Source organism: Rhodospirillaceae bacterium (genome assembly GCA_018662005.1).
GTDB lineage: Bacteria > Pseudomonadota > Alphaproteobacteria > Rhodospirillales > JABHCV01 > JACNJU01.
Genome location: JABJHA010000038.1, coordinates 72,999 through 98,717 on the forward strand (window position 1 = coordinate 72,999; position 25,719 = coordinate 98,717).

Annotated in this window: 21 protein-coding genes; 14 read left to right on the forward strand and 7 right to left on the reverse strand. The window is 51.0% G+C overall.

The genetic code is table 11. The features are described 5' to 3' along the window. Positions 1-6: 6 nt before the first annotated feature. The 6 genes from HOL66_14995 to HOL66_15020 all read left to right on the forward strand — a co-directional run bounded on the left by HOL66_14995 (position 7) and on the right by HOL66_15020 (position 8,034). The gene (locus HOL66_14995; GenBank protein MBT5245543.1) at positions 7-2,064 is read left to right on the forward strand and encodes a radical SAM protein; all 2,058 of its coding nucleotides are present in this window, start codon (positions 7-9) and stop codon (positions 2,062-2,064) included. A gap of 118 nt (positions 2,065-2,182) precedes the next feature. Beyond that, positions 2,183-3,361: a methyltransferase domain-containing protein gene (locus HOL66_15000; protein MBT5245544.1), complete on the forward strand. Its 1,179-nt coding sequence runs from the start codon at positions 2,183-2,185 to the stop codon at positions 3,359-3,361. An 11-nt stretch (positions 3,362-3,372) separates the two neighbouring features. Next, positions 3,373-4,257: an NAD-dependent epimerase/dehydratase family protein gene (locus tag HOL66_15005; GenBank protein ID MBT5245545.1), complete on the forward strand. Its 885-nt coding sequence runs from the start codon at positions 3,373-3,375 to the stop codon at positions 4,255-4,257. Then, complete coding sequence (locus HOL66_15010; GenBank protein MBT5245546.1) at positions 4,254-5,114, forward strand: hypothetical protein; 861 nt, start codon at positions 4,254-4,256, stop codon at positions 5,112-5,114. The genes HOL66_15005 and HOL66_15010 overlap by 4 nt, the downstream gene beginning before the upstream one ends. A 5-nt stretch (positions 5,115-5,119) precedes the next feature. Further along, a complete protein-coding gene (locus tag HOL66_15015; GenBank protein MBT5245547.1) occupies positions 5,120-6,844 on the forward strand; it encodes a hypothetical protein in 1,725 nt (574 codons plus the stop codon). A gap of 5 nt (positions 6,845-6,849) precedes the next feature. Next, positions 6,850-8,034, forward strand: coding sequence for an NADH:flavin oxidoreductase (locus HOL66_15020; protein ID MBT5245548.1), 1,185 nt, complete (start codon positions 6,850-6,852; stop codon positions 8,032-8,034). A 3-nt stretch (positions 8,035-8,037) separates the two neighbouring features. On the opposite strand, the gene HOL66_15025 is transcribed toward HOL66_15020, so the two are convergent. Continuing rightward, on the reverse strand, positions 8,038-9,663 hold the full coding sequence (locus HOL66_15025) for a radical SAM protein (GenBank protein MBT5245549.1): 1,626 nt from the start codon (positions 9,661-9,663) through the stop codon (positions 8,038-8,040). 151 nt (positions 9,664-9,814) lie between these two features. Between HOL66_15025 and HOL66_15030 the strand changes: the two genes are divergently transcribed. From HOL66_15030 to HOL66_15055, 6 genes are read left to right on the forward strand one after another with little or no spacing between them, the layout of a single operon-like run. Further along, the gene (locus HOL66_15030; GenBank protein MBT5245550.1) at positions 9,815-11,428 is read left to right on the forward strand and encodes a tetratricopeptide repeat protein; all 1,614 of its coding nucleotides are present in this window, start codon (positions 9,815-9,817) and stop codon (positions 11,426-11,428) included. Between the two features lie 30 nt (positions 11,429-11,458). Continuing rightward, positions 11,459-12,136: a class I SAM-dependent methyltransferase gene (locus tag HOL66_15035; GenBank protein MBT5245551.1), complete on the forward strand. Its 678-nt coding sequence runs from the start codon at positions 11,459-11,461 to the stop codon at positions 12,134-12,136. Positions 12,137-12,167: 31 nt separating this feature from the next. Next, positions 12,168-14,138 carry a B12-binding domain-containing radical SAM protein gene (locus HOL66_15040; protein MBT5245552.1) on the forward strand — a complete coding sequence of 657 codons (1,971 nt, stop codon included), beginning with the start codon at positions 12,168-12,170 and terminating at the stop codon, positions 14,136-14,138. An 18-nt stretch (positions 14,139-14,156) separates the two neighbouring features. Further along, entirely contained in the window at positions 14,157-15,269 is a 1,113-nt protein-coding gene (locus HOL66_15045; protein MBT5245553.1) for a radical SAM protein, read from the forward strand. Between the two features lie 9 nt (positions 15,270-15,278). Continuing rightward, a complete protein-coding gene (locus tag HOL66_15050; protein ID MBT5245554.1) occupies positions 15,279-16,121 on the forward strand; it encodes an NAD(P)-dependent oxidoreductase in 843 nt (280 codons plus the stop codon). Between the two features lie 20 nt (positions 16,122-16,141). Continuing rightward, positions 16,142-17,326: a TIGR04372 family glycosyltransferase gene (locus HOL66_15055; protein MBT5245555.1), complete on the forward strand. Its 1,185-nt coding sequence runs from the start codon at positions 16,142-16,144 to the stop codon at positions 17,324-17,326. A 12-nt stretch (positions 17,327-17,338) separates the two neighbouring features. On the opposite strand, the gene HOL66_15060 is transcribed toward HOL66_15055, so the two are convergent. The 6 genes from HOL66_15060 to HOL66_15085 are packed head-to-tail and all read right to left on the reverse strand — an operon-like array spanning position 17,339 to position 23,300. Further along, positions 17,339-18,259 (reverse strand): transketolase, encoded by a 921-nt coding sequence (locus HOL66_15060; GenBank protein ID MBT5245556.1) that lies wholly within the window; start codon positions 18,257-18,259, stop codon positions 17,339-17,341. Continuing rightward, complete coding sequence (locus HOL66_15065; GenBank protein MBT5245557.1) at positions 18,237-19,088, reverse strand: transketolase; 852 nt, start codon at positions 19,086-19,088, stop codon at positions 18,237-18,239. The genes HOL66_15060 and HOL66_15065 overlap by 23 nt, the downstream gene beginning before the upstream one ends. An 8-nt stretch (positions 19,089-19,096) precedes the next feature. After that, entirely contained in the window at positions 19,097-20,119 is a 1,023-nt protein-coding gene (locus HOL66_15070; protein ID MBT5245558.1) for a hypothetical protein, read from the reverse strand. After that, on the reverse strand, positions 20,112-20,741 hold the full coding sequence (locus tag HOL66_15075; protein ID MBT5245559.1) for a hypothetical protein: 630 nt from the start codon (positions 20,739-20,741) through the stop codon (positions 20,112-20,114). The genes HOL66_15070 and HOL66_15075 overlap by 8 nt, the downstream gene beginning before the upstream one ends. 23 nt (positions 20,742-20,764) lie before the next feature. Beyond that, positions 20,765-22,315: an adenylyltransferase/cytidyltransferase family protein gene (locus tag HOL66_15080; protein ID MBT5245560.1), complete on the reverse strand. Its 1,551-nt coding sequence runs from the start codon at positions 22,313-22,315 to the stop codon at positions 20,765-20,767. Then, a complete protein-coding gene (locus tag HOL66_15085; GenBank protein ID MBT5245561.1) occupies positions 22,305-23,300 on the reverse strand; it encodes an SDR family oxidoreductase in 996 nt (331 codons plus the stop codon). The genes HOL66_15080 and HOL66_15085 overlap by 11 nt, the downstream gene beginning before the upstream one ends. 170 nt (positions 23,301-23,470) lie before the next feature. Between HOL66_15085 and HOL66_15090 the strand changes: the two genes are divergently transcribed. Together HOL66_15090 and HOL66_15095 are read left to right on the forward strand one after the other, a co-directional pair. After that, a complete protein-coding gene (locus HOL66_15090; protein MBT5245562.1) occupies positions 23,471-24,571 on the forward strand; it encodes a radical SAM protein in 1,101 nt (366 codons plus the stop codon). A gap of 79 nt (positions 24,572-24,650) precedes the next feature. Continuing rightward, a complete protein-coding gene (locus HOL66_15095; GenBank protein MBT5245563.1) occupies positions 24,651-25,715 on the forward strand; it encodes a radical SAM protein in 1,065 nt (354 codons plus the stop codon). The last annotated feature ends 4 nt before the right edge of the window (positions 25,716-25,719 follow it).

Genomic DNA, 25,719 nt, shown 5'->3' on the forward strand with positions numbered 1-25,719 from the left:
CAAATTATGACCTGGCTTTTAATAAATCCGACCAATCATTTTCTCAAAATGTTTCCCACCGGTATCGCCTATGTATCGGCTTCCCTTAAGGCGAACGGCGTTGCGGTCCAGACCCTGAATCTGGAATTCATCCCTGAGGATCAAGTCTTCGACACCATTGATAAAACCCTGGCCGACAAGACCCTGAAAGTCGTCGGTTTGGGTGGCCTGTATTTTGAATTTGACCGAATCCGCAGCATCATTGAACAAATTCGCCGGGTTCGCCCTGACATTACAGTGGTTGTTGGCAATGGTGTGGTCAGCAGCGATCCAAAGTTAATGCTGCCTGCGCTCGGTGCCCAAATCGGCGTTATCGGCGAAGGCGAGGAGACTGTGGTTGAATTGGCGCAAGCGCTGGAAAAGGCAACACCCCTTGAAAATATCGACGGCCTTGCGATCTTTGATGAATCCAAAAACGAGGTCACATTAACACAAGCCCGCAAGGCGATTATGGACATCGATTCCATTCCCATCCCCGATTACGAAGGCTTTGATATTGAGCGTTATCTGGATAGCCAGAACGTGGTCACCTATTACGGTTATTCCTATATGGATAATCCGCGTCCATCCCCCATATTGGCATCCCGCTCATGCCCTTTCAAATGCACCTTCTGCTACCATTCCATAGGCACTTACCGAAAGCGCTCCATGGAAAACTTCTTTGCTGAAGTTGAGATGATGGTCAAAAAATACAACGTCAATTCCCTGCTGATCTATGATGACCTGTTCGCTGTCAAGGCATCGCGACTGGTGGAATTTTGCGAACATATCGAAAAGTATGACCTCAAATGGCAGGTTTCCATGCGGGTTCAAAGCATTGATGACGGCAAGATTGATACCAGGCTGCTCAGGCGCATGAAAGAAGCCGGATGTGTCTCCATCAATCTTGGGCTTGAGAGCGTCAATGAAAAAATTCTCGAAAGCATGGTCAAGAAGACGACAAAAAGGCAGGTCGAGACTGCCGTTCGGATGATTGCCGAAGCAGATTTGACCATGCAGGGAAATTTCATTTTTGGCGATACAGTGGAAACAACAGACACGGCAAACGACACCCTGAACTGGTGGGTTCAACACAAGGAAGCCGCCATTCAGACCGATCCAATTTGGGTATTCCCTGGAACGCCTTTATTCCATCAGGCGCTTGCCGACGGGCACATCGCATCGACCGAAGAATACCTTAATCTGCCCAACCCGGCATTCAATGTCAGTTCACTTGACGATAGCACTTTCAATCAGATGAAGAGCACGCTGGCAGAAATTCAAAATCACCTGAACCGTTTTCCGGGAACACTGAGGGAATTGGAGAAGGGTGCAACGCATGAGGGCCAACAGGGTTACCACATTACCATACGGTGCCCGCATTGCGGTCATGACCACACTTTCCGTGATCATGCAGCCTGGAACCGATTAATGTGCCGCACTTGCGGTGGTCTGTTCGATGTTCCAATCCACAGGCATTTGGGATGGAGTAATTATTCTGTTGAATCTCGCCGCCTTACCTCCAGGGCAACCAGGGCGTATTTCGATGGAAACTTCGGAAAAGCCTATATAGAAGCGCGCTCTGCCCTTTTTGATCATCCTTGCAACAAGGACGCTAATTTCATTGCAGGTACAATAGCCCTGAAAGCCGGTTTCCTAAATCCGGCGGCACGGTTTATCAGCGAGGCTATTCAACAAAAATCGGATCAGGGACACATATACAACAACTACGGCATCTGCTTGTTCGGAATCGGTGAAATCGAACTGGCGTTGCTGGTGTTTCGCCATGCCCAATTGCTTGAAGAGACCATTGATGAGGCCGTGCACAACGAAGCCATGGCGCTTGAGGCGCTGGGGGGTGAGGAAATGAACCTGCAACTGGTCCATGCTCCGGGGCGTCCGCATCGTGACATCGGCAATTTGAAAATATCCGAACCGCCCGTCAATCTGGATGGCTCCACAGTTCCTGCCAAAGCACCTTTCCGGCCACGTTACGCGGCGATGGAGAAACCCAGCCGACGGGACCCCATGACAGGAGCAGCCTGAACCTGGCTTCCTACAGACAATCCGGACTATGGCCCAAGCCTGTGAAAACGTGATATTTTTTCTCTATCACAGCTAAATTTGTCATGTGATAATTTATCTATAGGTGGAGAATACGGCGTTGCAAACCCTCGTGCTTGAAAAATGTAGCCTCTGCGACTCAGCTGATCTGGACGTTATCGCCGATTTGCCGACATTACCGCTTGCCGGCATTTTTATGGAACACCGAAAGCCGGATGTGGTTAAGGGTTTCGATCAGGTCTTCAACATGTGCCGTGACTGCGGCCACATGCAGTTGGCCAATGTTCTCTCCCCACCAGCCCTTTATGGTGAAGGTTACGCCCATCGCTCGTCCGTATCGCATCTGTCAGCCGCTGCCAGCGACTTTTTCATCGACTACATCGGCAAACTGGCGCCAAGCCGGGTTTTTGATTGTATCCTGGAGATCGGCTGCAACGATTTTGTCTTGTTGGAAAAACTCTCAAAGATGGGGAAACAGGTTTTCGGCATTGACCCGATCTGGATTGATGAAACGCCCCAAACCCCCGAAAATGCCACCGTTATTGGCGGCTTTGTCGAGGATATTGATATCGGGGCCAGTCTGGGCTGCAAGCCGGACCTGATCGTTTCGACCCACAATCTGGAACATATTGTCGATCCGGTGGCCATGCTCAGAAAATTACTTGATCTTGTTGCTGACGACGGCCTTCTCGTCATGGAAGTGCCGGATTCAGAAAGTCTGGTCAAAAACCGCCGTTTTGATCAGGTTTCCCACCAGCATATCCACTATCTGACTCTGGCCACGTTCTTGAAGTTGATCAAAGCGGCAGGGGGAAAATACGTCGACCATTCATACAACTACGCCAACTGGGGCGGCTCGCTCAGCGTTGCCTTCACCCGCGACACCGGAAGTGACGAACAACTGGACATCGCAAGCCTAACCACCTTTGAAGTGAGCGCCGATTACCTTGGTTTTAAAGAACAGATGGCGCGATTCATGGATCAGGTCAGCCGCAGTGACCATCCTATGGTCGGCTATGGCGCCGGACAGATGTTGCCGGTGGTCGCTTATCATCTGGACAGTAATCTGGATTTTCTCGACTGCATTTACGACGATGATATGAACCGCAACGGCTTGTATTATCCTTTTATCAGCCCACAAATCACGCTTCCGGCGAAAGATTTATCTCTCGATGATCGAGGCGTCGTCATTACATCCCTTGACGGGGTGCGCGCCATTTCAAACAGGCTGCGCGATTTTTCCCCGCGTTTCATCTACGTGCCGATCTCTGTTTATTAGGGGGTTGAGAGGTGGCCAGTAGAATTCTTTTCATCGGTGGCACACGTTTTTTCGGCAAGCGCATCCTCGCCAACCTGATAGCTCACGGCCATGACGTCACCATGCTGACTCGCGGGGAGCAGCCAGCCCCTGACGAATTTGGCCACCTTGATCATATTTTGTGTGACCGTAAGGACTCTTCCGCGTTTGAAAATGCCCTGGACGGGCGCGATTTTGACGCTGTTATCGACAATGTCTGTTACCAACCGGCAGATGCCGAACAGGCTGTAAAAGTCCTTTCGGGTCGTTGTCAGCGCTATATTTTCACCAGTTCGGTGATGTGCGAACTGAACATTGATGGCCACGATGAGCGCCTATCCCAATATCAACCGGGCGAACTTGACTACGCACGAAACAAGCAGGCGTGTGAGGAAATTTTCTTGAATGCCACGGGCTTCAAGTCCATTGTTTTCAGGCTGCAAAATGTTGTCGGAGAAGATGATTTTTCTGGAAAATCCGGCTTGCTAACCCATCACCTGCTTGGATCAGGCGGCAACCTGCGTCTGGTCGGCGACAAAGACGACCTTTACCAACAAATCTATGCGGGTGATCTGGAGACGATCTATAACCTTGCTGTCGACCTGCCTGCGGAAAAGACAGCCCGCCGATACACAATTGGCGCTGCACCGATAGCTGTCAGTGATTATGTAGCCATTCTGGCAGACGCCCTTGCCTTGAATGTTGAGCTCGAATGGATCAACAAAAGTGACGGGGCCGCCCTTCCTGTGGGTGTTCCCTACCCCATGAATGTCGCCTTTGATTGTTCGGCGCTGGCCCAGGATTTCAACTTCGCCTTTTCGGACTATGCAAAATTTCTCCCCCGTATTGCCCAGTGGTATAAGGCCGATCACTCATGAGCCGGTTTTCAAAAAAGAATGTGCTAATTTATGTGTCTTCCCACTTCGCCTCGGCTGAGGACGGGTTTGGTCTTGGTGACATCATTCGCTTGCTGGCGCTGAGCGCGAATTTTAAGGCCGCCACCATCGGCTGGTGTTCCCATCCCAGCCTGTTCGCGCTGGCCCGGCTCAGCGATCAAATTGACGATATGTTTGGCGAAGAAGACCTTTCACGCAGACTGTCAAAATTCGATGTTGTCCTTAATCTTGGTGACGCGCCGATTGCACGGGGCCTTGATGAAGTCATTCTGGCTGATTTGACAAGCGGTACCGGAACGTTGAAATCCCGGACATTCGATTTACCCGGCCTCGTCGCGGCCACCATCGGTATTGACGCCACAGTTTCATGGCCGCTTGCTGGGACAAAACAGGAAAAACCGACCCACGATGTCGGCTTTAACATGCGTGTTCCGCAAACCTGGCGCATTAAGGAATTGCCGGAAAATCACTGGAACGCCGTGGAAGCGGCCCTTGGGCCTTCGGTTTCCATTTCCAGACAGCCGCCTGATGGTGATCTGGAATCCTATATTTCATGGATTAACAACTGCCGGGTACTGGTATCGGTTGTCGGGCTTGGCTGCCATCTCGCCATGACCCTTGGCAAACCGCTGCTGATACTGTCCGGTCCAACAGATTTCAGCGAGGCGGGGGATTATAAGAAGGGCCGGGTCTTGTATCCGCTAAACCCATGTGAATTCCGCCCCTGCCACCAGCCAACCGGCGTTGACAATTGTGGTTGTATGGGTGCTTTCGATCCGGGCGCCATCGCCGCCAACATCATGGCCATGTTGACAAGCGTTAAGAAGCCCCCAAGATAGAAGGCATGAGCACCGAAACAGCCGTCTACCTGGATTTTGTCACCTTCGAGCGATCCCTCAAGCCTGCGGACAGGGCGTTGCTGGAAAAGCGGCATCTGTTGTTTTCCTATCCGGTGCGTTCGGAAAACGAATTTGAAATGGCCGATTATCCGGTTTCACAGGGGTTGCTAATGGCGGCCTGCGGACAAGTCGGCTGCCAGGTTGATGGGGAGATGGCCCTGATCGCCAGCACCGGGGTTTCATTGCCCGAACAGGCTAAACAGGGCGTCACGCACGTGATCATTCACCCCATGATCAGCAGCATCGACGATCTGCCTGATCTTGTTGCAGCCTATCGTCAGCGCTATCCAGACGCCCTGATCGTCTTGCAGAATTCCGACCAGCATCAGCACGAAAAACTGATTGGCGGTCCGCAAAGCGATGAAATCTCCCATGAGCTGTTGAACCGGCTGCCGCAAGTCGACTGGGTGTTGCGGGGCTTTTCCGAACACGCCCTGATTTCCCTGCTGCTTGGTCTTCCGACACAAGCCGCCATGGGCCAGAATGGCCAAGGCAAGAACCTTTCAGCATTCTTCACGCTGGACTCCCTGCCACAGGATTTTGAAGCAGGCGGGCAAACCAGCAAAGGCCGCTCAATTCGTGTGCAACGATCACGCGGCTGCCTGTCCGGCTGCACCTATTGCATTGAAGGACAGGCAAACAAGAGCATCGAAAGCGAACGCTCGTGGGACGGGGTGCCGATTGAAAATTTCATAGACCGGCTTGAGCGGTTGGGTGAGAAAGGTTTTTTCTTCATCAATGTCATTGATTCCAGTTTCGAGGATCCGGGCAAAAGGGGGCTCGACGACTTAAGACGATTTTGTGGCCTGTTGATTGAACGTAAACTGAAATTCTCCTTCAAACTGCATTTGCGGGCCGAAAATATCGTCAAACTCTGCCCCGATGATCTGACATTAATGAAAAAGGCGGGTGTCGACGTTATCGTTTCAGGGCTTGAATCCGGTGAACAAACGGAACTTGATTACTACCGAAAAATCGCCTCAACCGAGACAAACAGGCAAGCCTGTATCCAGTTGGAAGAGCAAAACTTTTTTTGCAATATCTTCGGCCACATGATGTTTGCGCCGATGACGACAGTTGATATTTACCGCGAAAAAATTGCCTTCCTGCATTCCATCAACCGGTGTTGGGATTTCCTGAATATGACCAACCGTTTACTGGTTTTTTGGGGCACCCGTATTCACCAGCAAATCACTGAAGACGGGTTGGCCGAACGTCAATGCGTGAATCCCGGCTGGGTCGATTACCGTTTTAAGGATTTAATTGTCGGGCAAATCGACAAGCGGGTGAACGAGATGAAAAGGCAACATCCTGAATTTCTCGACCTTAACAATCTTATCTATGATTCAATGAACCTTGAATCGCGGCTTCTCAATCCGGCAAATGCGCACTATCTGGATATGGCGGCGGAACGTTTTGATGTGTTTCGTGACCGCCTGAACAAACGCAAATCCCTGCTTAACGATCTCTACCGTGACGGCTTTCAAAAACTGGCAGGTGACCCTGACGGTGCCTTCCTGGAAGGATGCGACATTGCAAAGGAAGCAGAGTCTCAACGCCAGGATATGGCGTCTTTGCTTAAATTCGCTGATGACCTTGAGGAGAAACCCGAAACGCTGTTTCTTCATACCTGGTTGTCTTCGGTCAACCGTTTCGGCGTTGGGGATTAATCACCATGGCGCTTTCAGCAACCCGGTCCCATGGACAGCAAGATGGACCACAAGATCAATCGTTCAATGTGTTGTTTGAAGCAGTCAGTATTGGAGAGCAGACTAGCGCCAATCGGCTTGTCTGCTCCCCTATATCGATCAATCTGGCTGAAACAGATGGTCGGGTCAGTGATGACATCATCCGCTTTTACGGGACCATGGCGGAAACCGGCGTTGGGCTGGTAACCATTGGTGCATCGGCAGTCTCTGTCGAAGGTGGCTCGACGGCAAACGGTATGCATATAGGCCCTGCCAGATATGAAGACGGACTGAAAAGATTGGCCGATACGATACGCCAGAATGGGGCGCTCAGTTCTGCACAAATCTTTCATGTTGGGGCGCAGGGAAATACTCATTATACCGGTCAGCCGGTACTTGGGCCTTCTGCCTACACCTGTCCCGATATCGGGATCAAAGCGCGGCCTCTGGAAATTCCGGAAATTGAACGCATTGAGGATGATTTCGCCGCCGCTATCCTGAGTGGATTGGCTTCGGGATTTGATTTTGTCGAGGTCCACGTAGCCCACGGCTATCTTCTGCATCAATTCCTGTCACCATTTTTCAACCATCGCAACGACGCCTACGGTGGAAGCGACGAAAACCGCCTGCGCATTATCCGTCAGATTGCTGACAAAGTTACGGCCAAACAGGGTGACGCCTTCAAACGGGTCGGGTTTCGTATTTCCGGCGGCGATTTCACCGATGACGGGATGACGATTGAACGAAATCGGGCCTTCGTAGAAATGATGGAAAACTTGGGCGCGGCCTACTGGGTTGTTTCCGGCGGCATTTACGAGACGGCACCGCAAAAATACGAAGAAATGAAAAGTGGCGGATATTATCGCTGGGCAGCTGAGTTGAAGGCATTCGCCAACGCCCCGGTGGTCGCCCAGGGCGGCATCCGTGACCTGCGGCAGGCACTGGACATCGTCAACACCGGGCAAGGTGACCTGATCGGTATGGCGCAAGCTCTGCTTGCCGACCCGGATATCATTAAAAAAACTTTTTATGGACAGGAAAGCAAGATCATCCCCTGTCTTGAATGCAGCCGTTGCCGATATATCAAACGCGTCGACCTGACCTTCGATTGCGTCCGGCCTGATGGCTATCATCCCGGTAATGACAAATGGAAATTGACGGTTCCTGACTAAACCCTACTGCGCCGCCTTGCCGCCGCTTTGCAGAATTGTCCGCTCCATGACGCCAGAGATATCACGGACCAGATCAGGGCGATCAAGCATTTTAAGAATGGCAATGATGCTGCCAAAGGCGACAATCCGCTTGTGAATAATCTGATTTTCCCAGCCAAAACGTTTTTTGATGAGATCAAGTTCGGCGTCACGGGCTTTATTGAAGTTTGTGCAGATACGTTCGATATCCTGATCCCAGGATTTAAAATAATCAGCAATATCAATTGATTGCCCGCTAAAGGGGTTGGTCCAGCTGCGACTGTGGTAGGGGTATTTTTTGTTCATGGACAGCGGTGATCCGGGATAAACCTCGACCCGCGTCACCAAAGCGATGTCAGCGCCTTTTTCAATAAATTCGGCAACCACCTTGATGGTATCGATCAAGTCCTCGACGGTCGATTCGGGCGGCCCCAGAATAATGTTGATCTGCGGCACCAGGCCTATACCGAGCATCGCATCAAGAACATCACGGCAATCGGTGACGGTAACCCCGATCTTGTTGATGGATGGCGACTTGATTAATTTTTCCGAAAATGTCTCAACACCAAGACTGCATCCCATGCATCCGGCATCGGCCAGGGCTTGCAGCAATTCCATATTGATCTGATGACGGGTGAGCACGTCGGCGATACGGGCCTGAAAATGGAAATGAAAATCTGGCGGCAAGTCGCCTGAATTTTTAGCGGCGATAATCCCCTTACAGAAGGACAGGGCGCGCCTGGCGCCAACACCGGGCCCAACAAGGAAATCATCATCACTGAAGATGACCAGTTTGGCGCCGTATTTTTGATAATGGTGGACGCAAAGATGAACAAGCTGATCCGCATCCAGCATCGATATTTTCGGGATCGCTTCCTGTGAAAATGGCAGGAATGTCTGACTGCTGCAAAATCCGCAACGCCGTGGGCAATGGCTGGTGCCGTAAAGACGCACATGTTCAAAAATAAACCCGGCCCCGCCAACGTCCCTGCCCTTGAAGGACTGCCGTAGATAATCCCAGTATTTCTGGTACGGAACGTCCATTTCAAGGACGTTGTCATAGAACATCTCGCGGAATTTATCGTGATCCATGGTCTCCGCATAATGGAAAACCAGTTCTCCATCCTGATCCCGGTAAGTGATCCCTTTTAGCCCCTCGGCAATGGCAGATAGGTTAACTGGCTCCTGATCCACGTCCAGAACCCGGCGGCAAAATTCATAAAAGGTCACTTCGGCGAAGCCCAAAAAGACAACGTTCAGCGCCGCATCCAGCCACTGTTCGTAGTTCATCGCGGCTTCCTGACCGCCGCCCGCAATAATCACAGGGTATCCCGATTTTTCGGCGCATTTTCGGAACATCCACAGGCGTTCCAGGTCGGCTTCCATCTGATAATGGGTCACACTCATGGCGATGACGGCATACTCACCGCGTTCCGCGTTCTTTATAAACTCGCTATCATCATCGATATCGTAATCAAGAATGTCACAGTCGATACCCCGATTGCGGGCGAATTCCGCTACCTTGAAAATGCCCATGGCCGGGGTCACGTAAACGCCTTCCCGGGAATGGGAATTCATCAAAAGAATTTTGCGTTGGCCTGTCAAACTCACACCTGTGATCCTGTCAAATTTGCCACTGCTTACTTCCGAAATTCTACCACAATTGATGCTTCAGTATTGCTGAACATTAACCTTGGTCATAGTATCAGATGATATCTCTACAGGTGTTCGTCAACAAAATGATCGTGGAAAGCACACACTCTTGAACAGCGCTGAACAGGATTTAAATACAGCCAGGCAGCATCACGCAGCCGGTCAATTTGTGCAGGCAGAGAGCCTTTATCAAAATATCCTGCAAACCGTTCCCGATCATGCTGAAACCCTGCACTTGCTTGGTATTTTGTCCCATCAGGTGGGCAAAGTCGAAAATGCCATTGATTTCATGAACAGAGCCCTTGCCAGCAAACCAGACTTTGCAGAGGCGCACAGCGATTTGGGCAATATGCTGCTTGCCCTGGGCCGGCTTGAAGAGGCTGTAACCAGCTACCAAAAAGCCACCATGCTAAAGCCGGACTTTGCAGAGGCGTACTCGAACCTGGGCATCGCACAAATGAATTTGGGTATGCTGGAAGATGCCGCGGTCAGTTATGGCAAGGCTATCGCCGTAAAGCCGGATTATGCGAATGCCCACTACAATCTTTGTGAAGTTTTGGAGAAAACCAACCGCACCGACGACCTGCGCACGGCCTTGGAAAACGCCAGAAAATATTGCCCCAATGATTATCGCCTGACCCTCAGGGAAGCCCAAATTCTCAAACGGGACGGCAATTTTGCAGCCGCACGAGAATCCCTCGAATCAACACAAACAGGGGCAGAGGATTCCGGGTTCATGGTGGCGCGGGCGTATCTTCTGGGCGAACTGTGTGACCGGCTGGACGATGTGGAAAGCGCCTACCGCTACTTCATGGAAGGCAATATCATCGTCAGCCAAAACCCGCAAATACAACAGATCGACAAAACCACGCCGTTTGCCCGCATCGATGTTCTGGCAGGGCGTTTTAGCGCTGACTGGATTGCAAACTGGCCACAAATTGAATGCAACGACAGCCGCCCGGACCCGGTTTTCCTTGTTGGCTTTCCTCGTTCCGGCACCACCTTGCTTGATACCATCCTGCGCAGCCATCAAGGCATTAGCCTTGTTGAGGAAATGCCGACCATCCAAAACGTCGAACAAGCCCTTGAGCAACTTCCCGGAGCCAATCCAAATGGCTTGGCGGAACTTGACCAAAACAGTCTCATGCACTTGCGGCAGGTCTATTTTGCTGAACTGGACAGGCATCTGGAACCTGCAGAGACCGCAAACATTGTTATCGACAGAATGCCCTGGAACAACACCGTTGCAGGCCATATCAAACGGATTTTTCCGAACGCCCGTTTTATTTTCGCCCAACGCCACCCCTGCGACTGTGTGTTGAGTTGCTTCATGCAGAATTTCCTGCCGAGCGATGCCAACGTCAACTTCCTGAAGCTGGAAGACGCGGCTCATTTGTATGACAAGACGATGAACTTGTGGCAGCAATATCAAGATGTACTGGAACTGGATGTTTGCACGGTACGCTATGAAAATCTTGTGGACTCATTTGAAGAAACTCTGAACCCGATACTTGATTTTCTGGGCATCGACTGGGATGAGGGTTTGCGGGATTACACCGAAACAGCAAAAAGTCGCGGAACCATCAGCACGGCAAGTTATCATCAGGTCACCCAGCCAATCTACAAAAGGGCCAGCGGGCGCTGGCAACGATACCAGCAACACATGCAAGGTGTTCTTCCGGTCTTGCTGCCCTGGGCTAAACGTTTTGGCTATGATGATTGAACAATCCCAACAGGCTGCTAGGAAAACTCCATGAAAAAGACACGAGAACCGGGTTATCAGGAGGCTCTGGATTTGATGCAGGCAGAAGGTCTCATCCCTATGGGCATCACCACGAGCTGGATGTGGAAATATGATCCCAAACGCCTGACCTTTGTTTTTTCCCGCTACAAATTTGTCGCCAAGATGCTGGCCGGGAAAAAGAATGTCCTCGAAATCGGCTGTGCCGATGCCTTCGCCAGCCAAATCGTCCGCCACGAAGTGGAAGCCATGACGGCGGTCGATTTCGATCCCATTTTCATTGAACAGGCCCAGGCGCAAATCAATCCAGATTTGCCCATTAAACTGATCCACCACAACATGCTCGAAGGACCAGTGCCCACAGACTCCATGTTCGACGCCGCTTATTGCTGCGATGTCTTTGAACATATCGATCCGGCAAGCGAACGGGATTTCCTTAAAAACACCCTGGCGACCCTTAAATCAGAAGGGGTTCTGATAATGGGGATACCCTCCCTGCAGTCACAGGCCTATGCGTCGGAACATAACAAGCAGCAACACGTAAACTGCAAGGACGGGGACGAATTCAAGGCGTTAATGGACGAATACTTTCATAATGTTTTCCTGTTTTCCATGAACGACGAGGTCATTCACACTGGTTTTTCACCGATGGCGCATTATCTGTTTGTTATATGTTGCGGGAAAAAATAAGCATCAACTGGCCAGGTTTTGAAATCCGACGATGAACACAGAACCATCAAGACAAAACGTCTACCTGATTGATCCGGGCACCGACAGCAACCTGAACCTGTTACCGTTGGGAATTGGCCGCATTGCGTCGTATTGCCGATCCCTTGATAAAATATCAAATGCCTTTGACTGTCAGGTCCGGTGGCTGCGCAAGCCCGCTGCTGTCCTTGCGGACAGTCTGGAAAGTCCTGCCGTTGTCGGTTTGCCCTGTTATGTCTGGAATACCCAGGCGTCATTGGAATTGGCGCGGGCCATCCGCAACCGCCACCCGGACTGCCTGATTGTCGTTGGTGGTGCCTCCATTCCCAAACGCGATGCAAGCATCAAAACTTTTCTTGCCGAAAACCCCTATATTGATGTTCTGGTCCGTGGTGACGGCGAGGCCACCTTCGCCGAAATTCTTGAGGCGCTCATTGACAAGCGTGACCTTGCCGACGTTGGCGGGATTGCCACTACGGGTCCGGGCAAACCGGGCGGCATATTGATAAGTCCGCCAAATCCATGGATCAAAGATCTCGATATTATTCCGTCACCGTTTCTCGACGGCATTTTCGACGAGCTGATGACCTTGCACCGCGACAAGGTCACCGGGGTGGTGCTGGAAAGCAATCGCGGCTGTCCTTATTCATGTACATTTTGCGACTGGGGAAGCGCCGACCTTCACAAAATCAAAACCTTCAACCTGCAACGCGTGAAAGATGAAATCGACTGGGTGGGCAAGAACGCCATTCCCTATATTTTTCTGGCAGACGCTAACTTTGGCATTCTTTACGAACGGGATATGGCGTTGGCAGATCACATCGCCAGAACATGCGAGCGTTATGGCTATCCAGAGTTTTTAGGGATCAACTGGGCTAAAAACAGCAATAACCATGTGGTCGAGATCGCCGAACGATTGCTTTCGGGCGGGGTCAATGCAGGGGTTACCCTTGCCGCGCAATCCTTTCATGAACTAACGTTGGAGGCCATCAACCGCCGCAATATGAAGCAGGGTGACGTCAATAAAATGCGCAAGCTGTTTCATTCCAAAGGCATCGTCACCTATACCGACCTGATTGTCGGTCTGCCCGAAGAAACCTTGGAGAGTTTTCTGGGCGGGCTGGAAATGGTGATGACCCCCGACCTGAACGATCACTGGGTTATTCACCTGTGTAATATTCTGGAAAACAGCGAGATGTCGGAACCCGCATACCTTAGCCGTTATCGCATCGAAACGCGGACCTGCGCGGTTACGATGACGCTGCGCATTCACGATACGGATTCGGTTAAGGAAAACGAGATTATTGTCATTGCAACCAGCACCCTGCCCCGCCCGGATTGGGAGCGCGCCTATGATGTCGGCTACCTTTGCGCCGCGCTGCATAATTTCCGGCTCGCATTTTTCGTAATGAACCTGCTAAAGGCCCGCTTCGGCATTGACCACACCGCATTCATTTCATTCTTTCTGGACACAGTGCGCGAACAACCCGTCCGCTGGCCCGTTCTTCACAGGGGTGTTGAACATCTGCGCCGCCAACGCCAAATGATTGTTGATGGCGTTGCCCGTTACTCGCCGGTCAAGGAACTTGGCGATTTCAACGCTTCCCCGCAAGAGGCATTGTTGGCCATGTTTCTTGAGGTTGCGGATCAGTTTTATGACGAATTAGGTGAGCTGACACAGTGCCTACTTGACGCCCACGACAAGGAATTACCGCCCGACCTTTTGGCTGAACTGTTCGACTATCAAAGGCTCCGCATGACAGTGTGGCAACCGGCAGCAACCCATCACCGTGATTTATGCTATGACTTGCCAACATATTTTGACCAGTTGCAGCAGGGAAATTCCGTAAACATGCCAGCCAAAAAAACCTGTCAGATCGACGTTATCGTTCCGGCAAACGACGCCGCCGACAAATTCGACCATGCACGCAGGCGCACGCGCGGGGCACGCTATTCGGATATACTGGACGTCAGGGCAACTTAAATAAAGGCCAGCGACAAGATGGATAAAAAGCCAACAAAGCCTGTCGTAAAAGACAAGTTCAACATGGACGGTCATAAATTGTTGTGGCATCTGGACCGGGTCGCCCAGTGGCAACAAGGTGACAGGGTCCCGCCGCTGCACCTGGATATGGGGATCACAACAGGCTGCAACATGGCTTGCACCTATTGTTACGGGGTTATTCAGGGACGCTCCGGGTTTGGCACTGACCAGAAGGGTAAATTTGTGATGCCGCTTGAGGCCGTCAAAAGAACCTTCCGCGATGCAAAAGAAGTCGGTGTGCGTTCCATCGCCATGATCGGCGAAGGCGAAAACACCCTGCATCCGGATTTTTACGAGATTATCGATTACGCCCGCCAGATCGACCTCGACATCAGTCTCGCCACCAATGGCATCCGTATTGATCACGAACAACTCGATATTATTTTGAGCAGCCTGAAATGGTTACGGGTCAACATCAGTGCTGCAACAGAAGAGGCATTTCAGAAAATCCATCAGGTCACCCATTACCAACGCGTGCTCGACAACATCGAAGCCCTGGCAAAGGCCAAACGTGAAGGCAACTATGACTGCACGATCGGTATGCAAATGGTGGTCACAGACGAAAATATGGATCAAATCGTGCCGCTCGCCAAACTGGGACGGGAACTTGGGGCCGATTATCTTGTCGTCAAGGCCTGTTCGGATACGCCAGAAAAAACACTGGGCTCCCCTGAAGGCCGGTACATGGATTTCGAGCACCTTTTCAAAGAGGCCGAGGCGTTTTCAACCGAAACCTACACAGTCTCGATCAAATGGCACAAATTGGCCAATGCTGGCTGGAAGGAATATGATGTTTGTTACGGCACCCAGTTCATTCTGGGGGTTAGTGGCAACGGCAACGTCTTCCCTTGCGGTCATTGGTTCGATGTCCGATCTGATGAATTCCTGATGGGTAATGTTATTGAGCAATCATTCAAAGAGATCGTTGAAAGCGAGCGTTACTGGCAAGTGCAAAAACACGTCCAGTCCGTCGACGTCAATCATGATTGCGAAAGCAACTGCCGCCAGCATTACATCAATCAATTCCTGTGGGATATCAGTCAGAACCCGCCCCATAAGAATTTTGTGTAGAGCCAGCACATGAAATTCCTTTTGTTCGGATCATCCGGTTGCTTTGGCACCGCTTTTGAGGCGGCGTGTGCAAGCCGCAATGTGGATTTCACCGGCCTGTCCCATCAGGATATCGATATCCTCAACCACGGTGACGTGGAGGCGCTGATAAGCAAGCAAAAGCCGGACGTCATCATTAATTCCGTTGCCATGGTTGGTATTAACCCGTGCGAGGAAGACCCGGGCAAAGCCTTCGCCTTACACGCAACGGCGGCTCTAAACATGATCAAGGAATCGGCCGCCATCAACGCCACATTTATTCAAACCAGCAGCCATGCGGTGTTTGATGGCAGCAAGGATGAACCATATACCGAAGACGACACACCCAGGGCCGGCAACGTCTACGCCGTTTCAAAATACGCCGCTGAAATGTTCGCGAGCACCTGGTGCCCAAAACATTATGTGGTGCGTTTTCCGACTATGTATGGCCCACGCCGAAACGCATCGCCCGGATTCGTTGACAAGGTACTGCAATGGATAGATGAGGGCCGTGAGTTGCAGATCGCCCACGACAAGATCGACTCACCGACCTATGTGAAGGATGCCGCCGAAGCGGTACTTGAACTTGCCCTTAACAAGCGGCCTTATGGCACCTACCACATCGCCAACGAGGGCATCGTCAGCTATTTTGATTTTATTAAGCAACTGGCGGCCTTGTTGGGGGCGTCCAACAAGGTCCATCCGGTCAAAGATGCAGACTTTCCATCGCTTGCCCCCAAGGCCCTGAAAACATCCATGCGCTCCATCAAGCTTGAACCATTAAGGTTATGGAATCACGCTCTTGAGGATTATGTTGAAAACGAGTTGAAGTAAAAGTACGGGGGGAGGGAAATATGGCCATTGAAGACACCAACATCAGTTCGGCCCTCGATATCGTTTCGTTCCTCGAGCAAAACAACGGAAAACTGATTATCAATGTTGCCGTCGATGCCGTCGGCCATACCCTTGCCGAATTCGACAACTACGCACGTATGCGCCTGACCGGCGAGTTGGACCCGGAAGGAACCCATCTTTACATGGGCCCTGATGAAGAGCGCGCCAAGACCATTGCCTCCCTTTACGGTGAGGCTTTATTTCCGCTGATTTTTCTATCCCCGCTGGCCCCGGAAATGGTTCGCTCCATCGCCCTGTTTCGGCCGGATTTGACGGTCGATGTGGGCATTTCGTCTTCCAAAGTCGCCCCGATGGCAGGCAAAACTGAAATTGTTGAAGTTTCCTCCGATGGGTACACCTCGTATAGAACAAGCATACAAGGCCTGCTTGATGACACGACCGCCTACTATCGTCGGAAATTGGCGACCCAAGATCAAAATCCATTGCACAGGCAGTTGCCGCTGATTGAAGAACTGGAAGATTTCATCGACGCCAAGGGGAAACCCCTGGCCCTGATACAGATAAAGGATGAAGAATCATCAGCCTCGCCCGAAGCCAGTAACGCCGAAACTTACATGCCGGCGCTGGAATATCTCAAAGACCAGGGATACCATCTGGTGCAAGTCGGTCGGGAACATCATCCGCAAATTTTCTCCAAATTTGGTGTCGTCGATTACGCCAATTGTCCTCTGGCATCATTCACCAATGACTTTTGTTTGTTTAGCAATGCCTCTGTTTGCCTGTTCGGCCCCTCCGGCGTTTCATACTTTGCTGAAATTATGGAAAAACCTTTCGTCTTAACAAATTCATGGTGGATACCGGCAGCACCCTTCTCAGCAAAGGCCGTCATCATTCCGGCTTTGGCAAAATCCCGCAGCGATGGTGAACTGATAAATTTCCGCGACCAGTTAAACCTGCAATTAAACTCCAGCGTATATTTTCCCATCGAAGAATATGAGATCGTCAATCCTGACGCGGATGACATTCTGGCCGCCATGAAGGAATGCCTGGAACTGGATAAAAAAACGCAGCCGCTAAACGAAAGTCAGCAAGATTTCAAGAAACTGGCGGCCAATACACCAAGTGGTCTTTCATTGAGCCGGGTCAGCGCCGACTTTCTGGAACGTTACAAGCAACTATTATAAGCGTTCGGGTCGTCAGGCCGTTTCCCTAATCCGCTGGGCAATCTGCTGTGGCTGCAAACCAAAACTTTCCATCATCAGATCCTGAGAGCCATAGCCTGTCGGAAATTGATCGGGTATGCCGATCCTGACGACTTTTGGAAGCGGGCCATCGCCATGATCCATTAACAAGCCGGAGACAGCGCTGCCTAATCCACCTTGCAAAATGTGCTCTTCAACCGTTACCAGGGTCTCGACCTTTCCAGCCCAATCCAAAACAGCTTTTTGATCAAGGGGCTTGAGTGTGTGCATATTCATAACCCCACAGGTGATGCCCTCGCCTTCCAGTATGTCAGATGCCGCCAGAGCGCGGCTGACGCTGACGCCGCACGCAATGATCCCGACACGTCCCGGTTCGCGCAAAACAATGGCCTTGCCGATTTCAAAACCGTCGCTGTCTTTTGAGACAATCGGATCACCGCCCTTGGCCAACCGTATGTATATGGGGCCTGGCCAGTCGAGGTTAACATCCATAAAGCGGGTCATTTCATGCGCGTCCGTCGGTGCGACGACTGTCATGTTGGGCAAGGCCGACATGATCGCGATATCTTCGATTGCCAAATGGGTAGATCCCAGCGGCGCATAAACCAGCCCGCCGCCATTTGCGATCAGGCGCACAGGAAGATTTTGCATACATAAATCGACCGCAATCTGCTCGAAACAACGCCGGGTCAAAAACGTCGCGATGGTATTGACGAAAGGAATAAAGCCTTCCATCGCCATGCCTGCCGCCATGCCAACGACATTCTGCTCGGCGATCCCTTCCATAAAAAACCGCGATGGCAATTCGCTGCGCATATCATCGAGAACACCGGCGCCCAGGTCAGAACCGATAAAGACGACCCGCTCGTCCTTCTTGGCCAGATCGAAAACCTTATTCAGACAGGTCTTGCGCATGTCGCCCCCCAAGACCTTCCAAAAGGCTGTCGATCTGATCAGCATCAAGGTTTGATTTGTGGTGCCATGTCGGTTCGTGTTCGGCTATGGCAATACCCTTGCCCTTGACCGTGTGACAAATAATCGCGCTGGGCTTTGCCGCTTCCAGTGGCGAGGAAGCAAGCACTGACCCAAGCGCCCCGACATCATGGCCATCGACCTGGCTGACGTTGAAATTAAAGGAACGCCATTTGTCCACCAGTGGTTCAAGGTCCTGAACAATGCTTGTTTCGCCGTAAGACTGCAGTTTGTTGTAATCAACCAGCACCGTCAGGTTTTCGAGTTTGTGCTTGCCCGCGCACATGGCCGCTTCCCAGACTGATCCTTCGTTGATCTCGCCATCACCAAGAACGACGAAAACCTGATGGTCCGCCCCCTTTATGCGGGCCGCCAGGGCCATGCCCACACCGACGGACAAGCCATGACCAAGAGCGCCGGTCGAAGCCTCTACACCGGGTATTTTGCCGCGTTCGGGATGGCCACCCAGTATCGACTGTTGATGGCAGAATGTTCGCAACTCGGATTTTGGGAAATATCCCTTGTCGGCCAAAATGGCATAAAGCGCCAGACACCCGTGGCCCTTGGACAGGATGAAGCGATCCCGGTTATCTGCTTTTGGATTGCCCGGGTCATGATTGAGGATGTCGTCGTACAAGACGCGCAGGATTTCAATCAAAGACAGGGATGAACCAATATGGCCACGCCCGCCGCCGTCCAGCGCTTCAATCACCAGCCTTCGCAGATAAAGCGAACGTTCATCCAGAGGGATTTTTGAATCTCGCACGACCATGTTTTCTTTCATGTTACTTTTGCAGGCTTCCATTCTTGGACGGCCTTGCTTTTTATAAGCCATGCCCGGGCTTTTAACAATTGCTGGTGCTTGCGCTGTTCAAGCCCGTCCATGGTCCCCGCCGCCTGTCTGCGTTGCCAGCGTTCGGGAAGATACTCGTTTAACAGGATCATACACCACCGCAAGGCATAGAACGGAAAACACAAATCAAAGCGTTCATCAAAGGTCGGGTCGCTTATGAATATTTTCCGCGCCCCTTTCCAGAACTGCTGTTTGTTCGCCGTGCTGATATCCATTCCCGGATGCAAAATAAAATCACAAACCAGCTTCACCGGATCGTCCCAGCCAAAATATTCAAAATCAACAAAAACCAGATTCCCGTCTGCACGTCTTAAAGTGTTGTGAAAGCCAAAATCAGAGGCGCTTAAGCATCGATATCGCGGATCTACAGATCGAAGATCGGGGTGCCCGGACAATCTTTCAAAAGCGGCCGTGGAGAGTCCGCGAAAGTGCGGATCAAACTGTTCGTTCAGAAAATTTTCCAACGCCTGTTCGGTCGCGGCGACGGCCAGAAGCTTGCCGTAGCGGTTTGTGATCTGATCCTGTAGATCGTCGAATGAAAAACAGGCTTCCGATGCCGTGCCGAGCAATCCGGCGTCATCGTCGCTACTGAATTCCTTCATCCGCGCGACAAAATGCAGTGTCGCATCAATATCATCCGCCGACGGGGATTCAACCTTGTCGCCATCGATCCATTCGTAGAGACCAACACCAAGATTTTTATCACACACCAAGGCCGTCGGAATGATGCCGGGAACCCGGCTCGCCAAAAACGACAAAGCCGCAAATTCAACAGATAGCCGGTCACGGGTATCACCATCGGTTTTGGGGTAGATTTTTAAGGCAAATCGTTTTCCACTTTCACAGTCGATGCGAAAAAGTCTGTTGTTGGCGCCATGGGGCACGGCAGAAAAGCCACGGACTGTTTCTCCGGTTGCTGATTGTATCCATGCTAGCCAGCTATCATCCACTGAGCGAACCCCCGCCAAAGACACTGTCCTGAATTTCCGACCATGAACAACAAACTTGCATCTCAGGCCCGGCGGGAAGCCCTGGTTCTGTCTCAAACAGTATTTTTTTTACATTTTTAGGAAAGCCCAAGTCGGCAAAGACCTCGCGCAAATCATCAATAAACAAATCGCACCCCAAGGCACCAATCATTTGGCATTTCTCGCCTCGCGTATCGGCAAAATGGACGTTGTCCGGGTTCAGCCCAAAACCCCTGTCCGTAAAAAACGCCTGCCCTTCCATCCATGCCAAAGCCGCCTTTCTCAAATCAACGCCGTCCGGAGCCGCCGCCGCGTATGTTGTTTTGTGGCTAATGATGGAAACCTTCTCATTTTTGTTTTGGCATTCCCGCAGAAAATGGGCGACCCCGTCGATCAATTCGGCCTCGCCCATACGCGGCCCATAAATTTCTGCCTGCAGAGTCATCCATTTTTGCTCCCCACCCGGCAATTGACGAATGCCGTCGCGAAGGCTTTGTTTACCACCCGGTTTCGAGGCTTCTATCCAGCCTTTTTCAGCAGCAAAGCAACGGATCAGTTCCTCGTATCCTGCGATGGTGTTATCAAAATCGAGGCCAATGTGCATACGTTCAGATCACTCGCAGCGGCTTATTTCAACACTGCATTGATAAACTTCGTCAGGGTAATTTTGTCGACAGCCTTACGATGACCGACAATCCCGACCTTGATGGCGCCCGCCACATTACCCAAAAAAGCGGCCAGTTCTACTGATCCACTGGCAAGGACAAGGGGGGCGGCGACCGCAAAAAAGGCATCCCCTGCGCCAACCGTATCGACCACCTGATCCGTTATCGCGGGAATTCTGTGAACCTTTCCGCTTTCTCGCTGAAAGGTCATGCTGCCGTGCAGGCCAAGGGTAATAATGAAACGGTCGCAATCAATTTTTTCCGGCAACAGTTCCGAAATCAGCTTTTGCACATCGGCATATTTATCAGACACCGCAAGGCGGGCTTCGGGGGTGTCGATGCAGACAAAGTCGGCCCGGGGATAACGGGTGGCAAAATTAAATCCGTGGTTGCCCGCGTTGGTTTGAACATTAACAGCCAGGAAGGGGGCATTTTCACACAAATCCGCGATGACATCCTGAGTGATCAATCCATGCCCGAAATCGGTGACAATAACCAGATCCGCATCTTTTATTTTATCGTTGATAATGCTGCGTAGTTTTTCCTCGCCTTCCGCCGATGGCGGATGGTCCTTGAAATCGTACACTTCAAACAGTTTGCCCATATACGATGTATCGATATAGCGGGTCTTTCGGGTCGTCGGCGCATCATTACGATAAAGCAGATTTAAATGGATATTGTCTTCCAGGTTGGTGCGGATCAGGTCTTCCTGACTGTCCAGTTTCCCAAGCGAGGTAATGACGTCGACATGGCCGCAAAAACTTGCAACGTGCTTGGCCGCGGCGATGACACCACCGGCGAAGGTTTCACCGTTTTCAAACTGCACCGCAATAATGTTTTCCTTTGATGGCTTACCCAAAGGCGTCACATATTTATATTCGTCGATAACGGTGTCGCCAATGACGACAACACGCATATCCTTGACCGCCTCGATCAGTTCCAGACAGCGTTGCAACCCGTCCTGTTGACGCAATTCATTCAGATAGTCGCGAAGCGGGGCATCGTAGACGTCCAGGTAATGATTGATCAGAGAAGAAGAACTGAAGGTAATGTCCTTGGTGAACATGACCCGGCCGTCGTGACGTTCGACGGTTAACTGTTCATCGGTAATTTTGCCGGTTATATCTTCATCGGCGTTTTCATAGTCCGACCCTTTAACATAAACATCGGGCTTGACCGCCTCGATCATGGGTTCGGCGCTGGCCATGTGGTTGATGGCGACAAAATCAACGCATTCCAACGCCGCCAGCATTTCCGCGCGCATATCCTGTGAAAAAATTGGCCGACCTGGCCCTTTGTTAACGAAGGCGTCAGCGGTGATGGAAACGACCAGAATATCGCCTTCTTTTTTGGCTGTTTTCAAATGACGAACATGGCCCATATGAAGCAAATCAAAGACGCCGTGGGCAAGCACAAGCGTCTTACCATCAGCCCGTGCTGCGTCCATAAGTGTCGCCATTTCCTCGATTGTCCGAACTTTGGACATATGCTCCATTGCAGCCCTATCCATCATTTCCAGCCAGATACTTGAACCAGCCGGTCGTTGCCTCCGCTATGGAAGCAGGTTCCCAGACCGGCGCTTCACGCCAATAATCAATATTGTCCAACATTTCCTTGACGCCGTCTTCAAAAGAAACTTTTGGTTGCCAATTTAACAGCTTCCGAATTTTCTGCGTATCGGCAAAGGTACAGTCAGGCTCGCCGGGGCGTTTCGGAATATAGGTGACCTCTCCACCCAGCAATTCCACCAACCGGTTAACACTGTAAGTGTCGCCAGAGCCGACATTCATAATTTTGCCCGAAAGGTCGGAATCGGCTGCCGCCAGAATGGCGCTGACAATATCGCTGACAAAGGTGAAGTCGCGGGTTTGGGTGCCGTCGCCAACCACCGTGTACGGTTTACCCGCCAGTTTCTGGGCCAGAAAAACGCCGAACACCGCGCCATATGTGCCCGAAGTCCGGCTGCGCGGTCCATAAACATTGAACAGCCGCAAGGACACCGCCGGCAATCCATAAAGCTGGGCCCAGTGCATGGCGTAGGTTTCACCGACATATTTTGTCAGGGCGTACGGATACATGGGACGGATGTCGGCATCTTCAGGCGTCGGGTTGATATCGGGAAGGCCGTAGCAGGAACTGGAGGCAATATAGACAAATCGTTTCACCGCCGCCCGGTTGGCCGCCTGCAGGACATGAAAGGTGCCATCAACGTTAGCCCGGTGATAGGCTTCGGGTTGCTCGATTGACGGCACGATGTCGGCCAAAGCCGCCAGATGGTAAACCCGTTCGACACCATCAAAAAAGGCTCCCATATCCGCGCCGGAGCCAATATCGACCTGGTGAATTTGCAAGTGCGGATTGTCTTTTACGTGATCCAGATTCTGCGGACGACCGGTCGAAAAATTATCGAGCACACAGACGTCATGGCCCAAATCCAGCAATGTCGTAACCAGATGGCTACCGATAAATCCTGCCCCGCCGGTAACCAGACTACGCACTTTTTCAACCCCTTTAATTTTAACGGATTATTCTATGCAGGTATCAAAACCCGGTCAAACGGCACTTGATTCAGAAACAAAAATCCCCACTTATAGCGATACCGGCAAGACGAAGCGCCAAATGCCGAATGTTATAAGAATAATAAACAGAAGCCAGAAAGGAAGCTGTTTTGGATAAATTTGGAATCGAAAGCCATAAACTTATCTATCATCCAGAGCGGGTCGCGCAGTATCTTGAGGCTGGGGATGATTGGCAAAAAGCCAAAAGCGTCTATCCAATTTATGTAGAAGTGTCCCCTGTTGGCGCCTGTAATCATCGCTGTGTTTTTTGCGCCTTTGATTACATTGGTTACAAAAGCCAGATGCTGGATGCCGATATCTTTTCCCGGCGAATTAACGAAATGGGCCAGCTTGGCATCAAAAGCATTATGTTCGCAGGCGAAGGCGAGCCGCTTTTGCACAAAAAAATCAACCAAATGGTCAAGGCATCGACGGATGCAGGTATCGATGTTTCTTTCACGACAAACGCCGTCAACCTGAATAAAGCGTTTATCGAACAATCCCTGCCACTGACCTCGTGGATCAAGGCCTCGTTAAATGCCGGGACCGCAGAAACCTACGCGAAAATTCATCGCACCAAGGAAGCCGAATTTCAAAAGGTCATAAACAATCTCAAAGCAGCTGTTTTGGCTAAAAAGCGGCATGGATGGACATGCACCATTGGCGCACAAATTCTTCTTCTGCCTGAAAATGCTTCCGAAATTGAAACCCTCGCCCGCATAGGCCGAGATGAAATCGGGCTCGACTATCTTGTCGTTAAACCTTATTCCCAACATTTGTATAGCGAAACGGAAACCTACAAGAATATTGATTACAATGACTTCATCGAGTTGGAAGCGTCTCTAAAACACCTGAACACCGACACCTTTGACCTGATTTTCCGCTCCAACACCATGAAAAAACACGAAGAGGTAGACGCGGAACGCTACAGTTATTGCAGTTCCACGCCCTTCTTCCTTGCCCATATTATGGCCGATGGCAATGTCTCTGGATGCAATGCCTATTTGATGCACGAAAAATTCATGTACGGCAGCATTATGGATCAGACCTTCAAGTCAATATGGGAAGGAAGCGGTCGCGAAGAGAGCTTTCATTATGTCAAAAATGAACTCGATATCAGTAAATGCCGAAAGAACTGCCGAATGGACGAGGTCAATCGCTACCTGTTCAATTTGCGAGAAGGCCTGGTTGAACACGTCAATTTTATTTAATCAACCTGTTGTACAGTTAGCGATGAGGTTATGATTCGCCACATCCGCAATCCTTTTTCACAAATGCAGGAAATCACAGTTGTCGAGCATCTATAACAACCAAAAATTCCTGCAATTCCCGGGCCGCATTCAGGCCCTGCGCGAAGGACGCGTTCTTGCCCCTGTCCATATCCGCATAAAACCAGTCAACAAATGTAATCACGATTGTTGGTATTGCGCCTACCGGGTATCCAATCTTCAACTTGGCGAAGACATGGACCATGATGATGTGATTCCGGCCGATAAAATGGCCCAGATCGTCGATGACGTTATCGATATGGGGGTCAAGGCCGTTACATTTTCAGGCGGCGGGGAACCGCTGTTGTACAAACAATTGCCGGAAACCATTAAAAATCTGGCCGCCGGCGGCATTCGCATCGGGGCTTTAAGTAACGGTTCCAACCTTAAGGGCCGGGTCGCTGATGCTTTTGCAGAATACGCCACATGGATCAGGATTTCCCTGGATGGCTGGGATGATGAAAGTTACGCCAAGGCCAGGGACATCAAGGAAGGCGCTTTTAGCCAACTGATCGAAAATTTGCGCAGTTTTTCTGCCCGTTCCAGCAAATGCACACTGGGGACGAGCTTCATTATCGATAACAAAAACTACACGCACATCTATGATATATGCGCCCAACTGAAGGATGCTGGTGTTCAGCATGTTAAATTGTATGGCGTTATCATCAACAACGATGGCCGCAAGAACAATGCCTATCACCAGGACATCGCCGAAGAAACCATGGCCCTGATCGAAAAGGCGAAGGCCCTTGAGGGTGATGGATTTTCCATCGTCAATCACTATCACCTTCTGGAAGACCGGTTCGAGAAGACCTATACGAGCTGCCCTTTCCTGACTTACCTGACCATCATCGGCGCCGATAGCAATGTTTATACCTGTCAGGACAAGGCCTACAACAAAGATGGATTGCTGGGCTCTATCAAAGATCGCTCCTTCAAGGATTTCTGGTTTTCAGAAGAAAACAAGCAACGCATGGACGCCGTAAACCCGTCAAAAATGTGCAAACATCATTGCGTCAGTAATGAAAAGAACTTGACCCTGATCGAACATCTGTCGCTGGATGAAGATCACGCCTGTTTTGTTTAAGATC

Bases quoted from the DNA above. Each gene is read 5' to 3' on its own strand.
- HOL66_15035 (MBT5245551.1), top strand. From the start codon at position 11,459: ATGAAAAAGACACGAGAACCGGGTTATCAGGAGGCTCTGGATTTGATG.
- HOL66_15065 (MBT5245557.1), bottom strand. From the start codon at position 19,088: ATGGTCGTGCGAGATTCAAAAATCCCTCTGGATGAACGTTCGCTTTAT.
- HOL66_14995 (MBT5245543.1), top strand. From the start codon at position 7: ATGACCTGGCTTTTAATAAATCCGACCAATCATTTTCTCAAAATGTTT.
- HOL66_15080 (MBT5245560.1), bottom strand. From the start codon at position 22,315: ATGATGGATAGGGCTGCAATGGAGCATATGTCCAAAGTTCGGACAATC.
- HOL66_15040 (MBT5245552.1), top strand. From the start codon at position 12,168: ATGAACACAGAACCATCAAGACAAAACGTCTACCTGATTGATCCGGGC.
- HOL66_15010 (MBT5245546.1), top strand. From the start codon at position 4,254: ATGAGCCGGTTTTCAAAAAAGAATGTGCTAATTTATGTGTCTTCCCAC.
- HOL66_15045 (MBT5245553.1), top strand. From the start codon at position 14,157: ATGGATAAAAAGCCAACAAAGCCTGTCGTAAAAGACAAGTTCAACATG.
- HOL66_15075 (MBT5245559.1), bottom strand. From the start codon at position 20,741: ATGCACATTGGCCTCGATTTTGATAACACCATCGCAGGATACGAGGAA.
- HOL66_15055 (MBT5245555.1), top strand. From the start codon at position 16,142: ATGGCCATTGAAGACACCAACATCAGTTCGGCCCTCGATATCGTTTCG.
- HOL66_15060 (MBT5245556.1), bottom strand. From the start codon at position 18,259: ATGCGCAAGACCTGTCTGAATAAGGTTTTCGATCTGGCCAAGAAGGAC.
- HOL66_15050 (MBT5245554.1), top strand. From the start codon at position 15,279: ATGAAATTCCTTTTGTTCGGATCATCCGGTTGCTTTGGCACCGCTTTT.
- HOL66_15020 (MBT5245548.1), top strand. From the start codon at position 6,850: ATGGCGCTTTCAGCAACCCGGTCCCATGGACAGCAAGATGGACCACAA.
- HOL66_15015 (MBT5245547.1), top strand. From the start codon at position 5,120: ATGAGCACCGAAACAGCCGTCTACCTGGATTTTGTCACCTTCGAGCGA.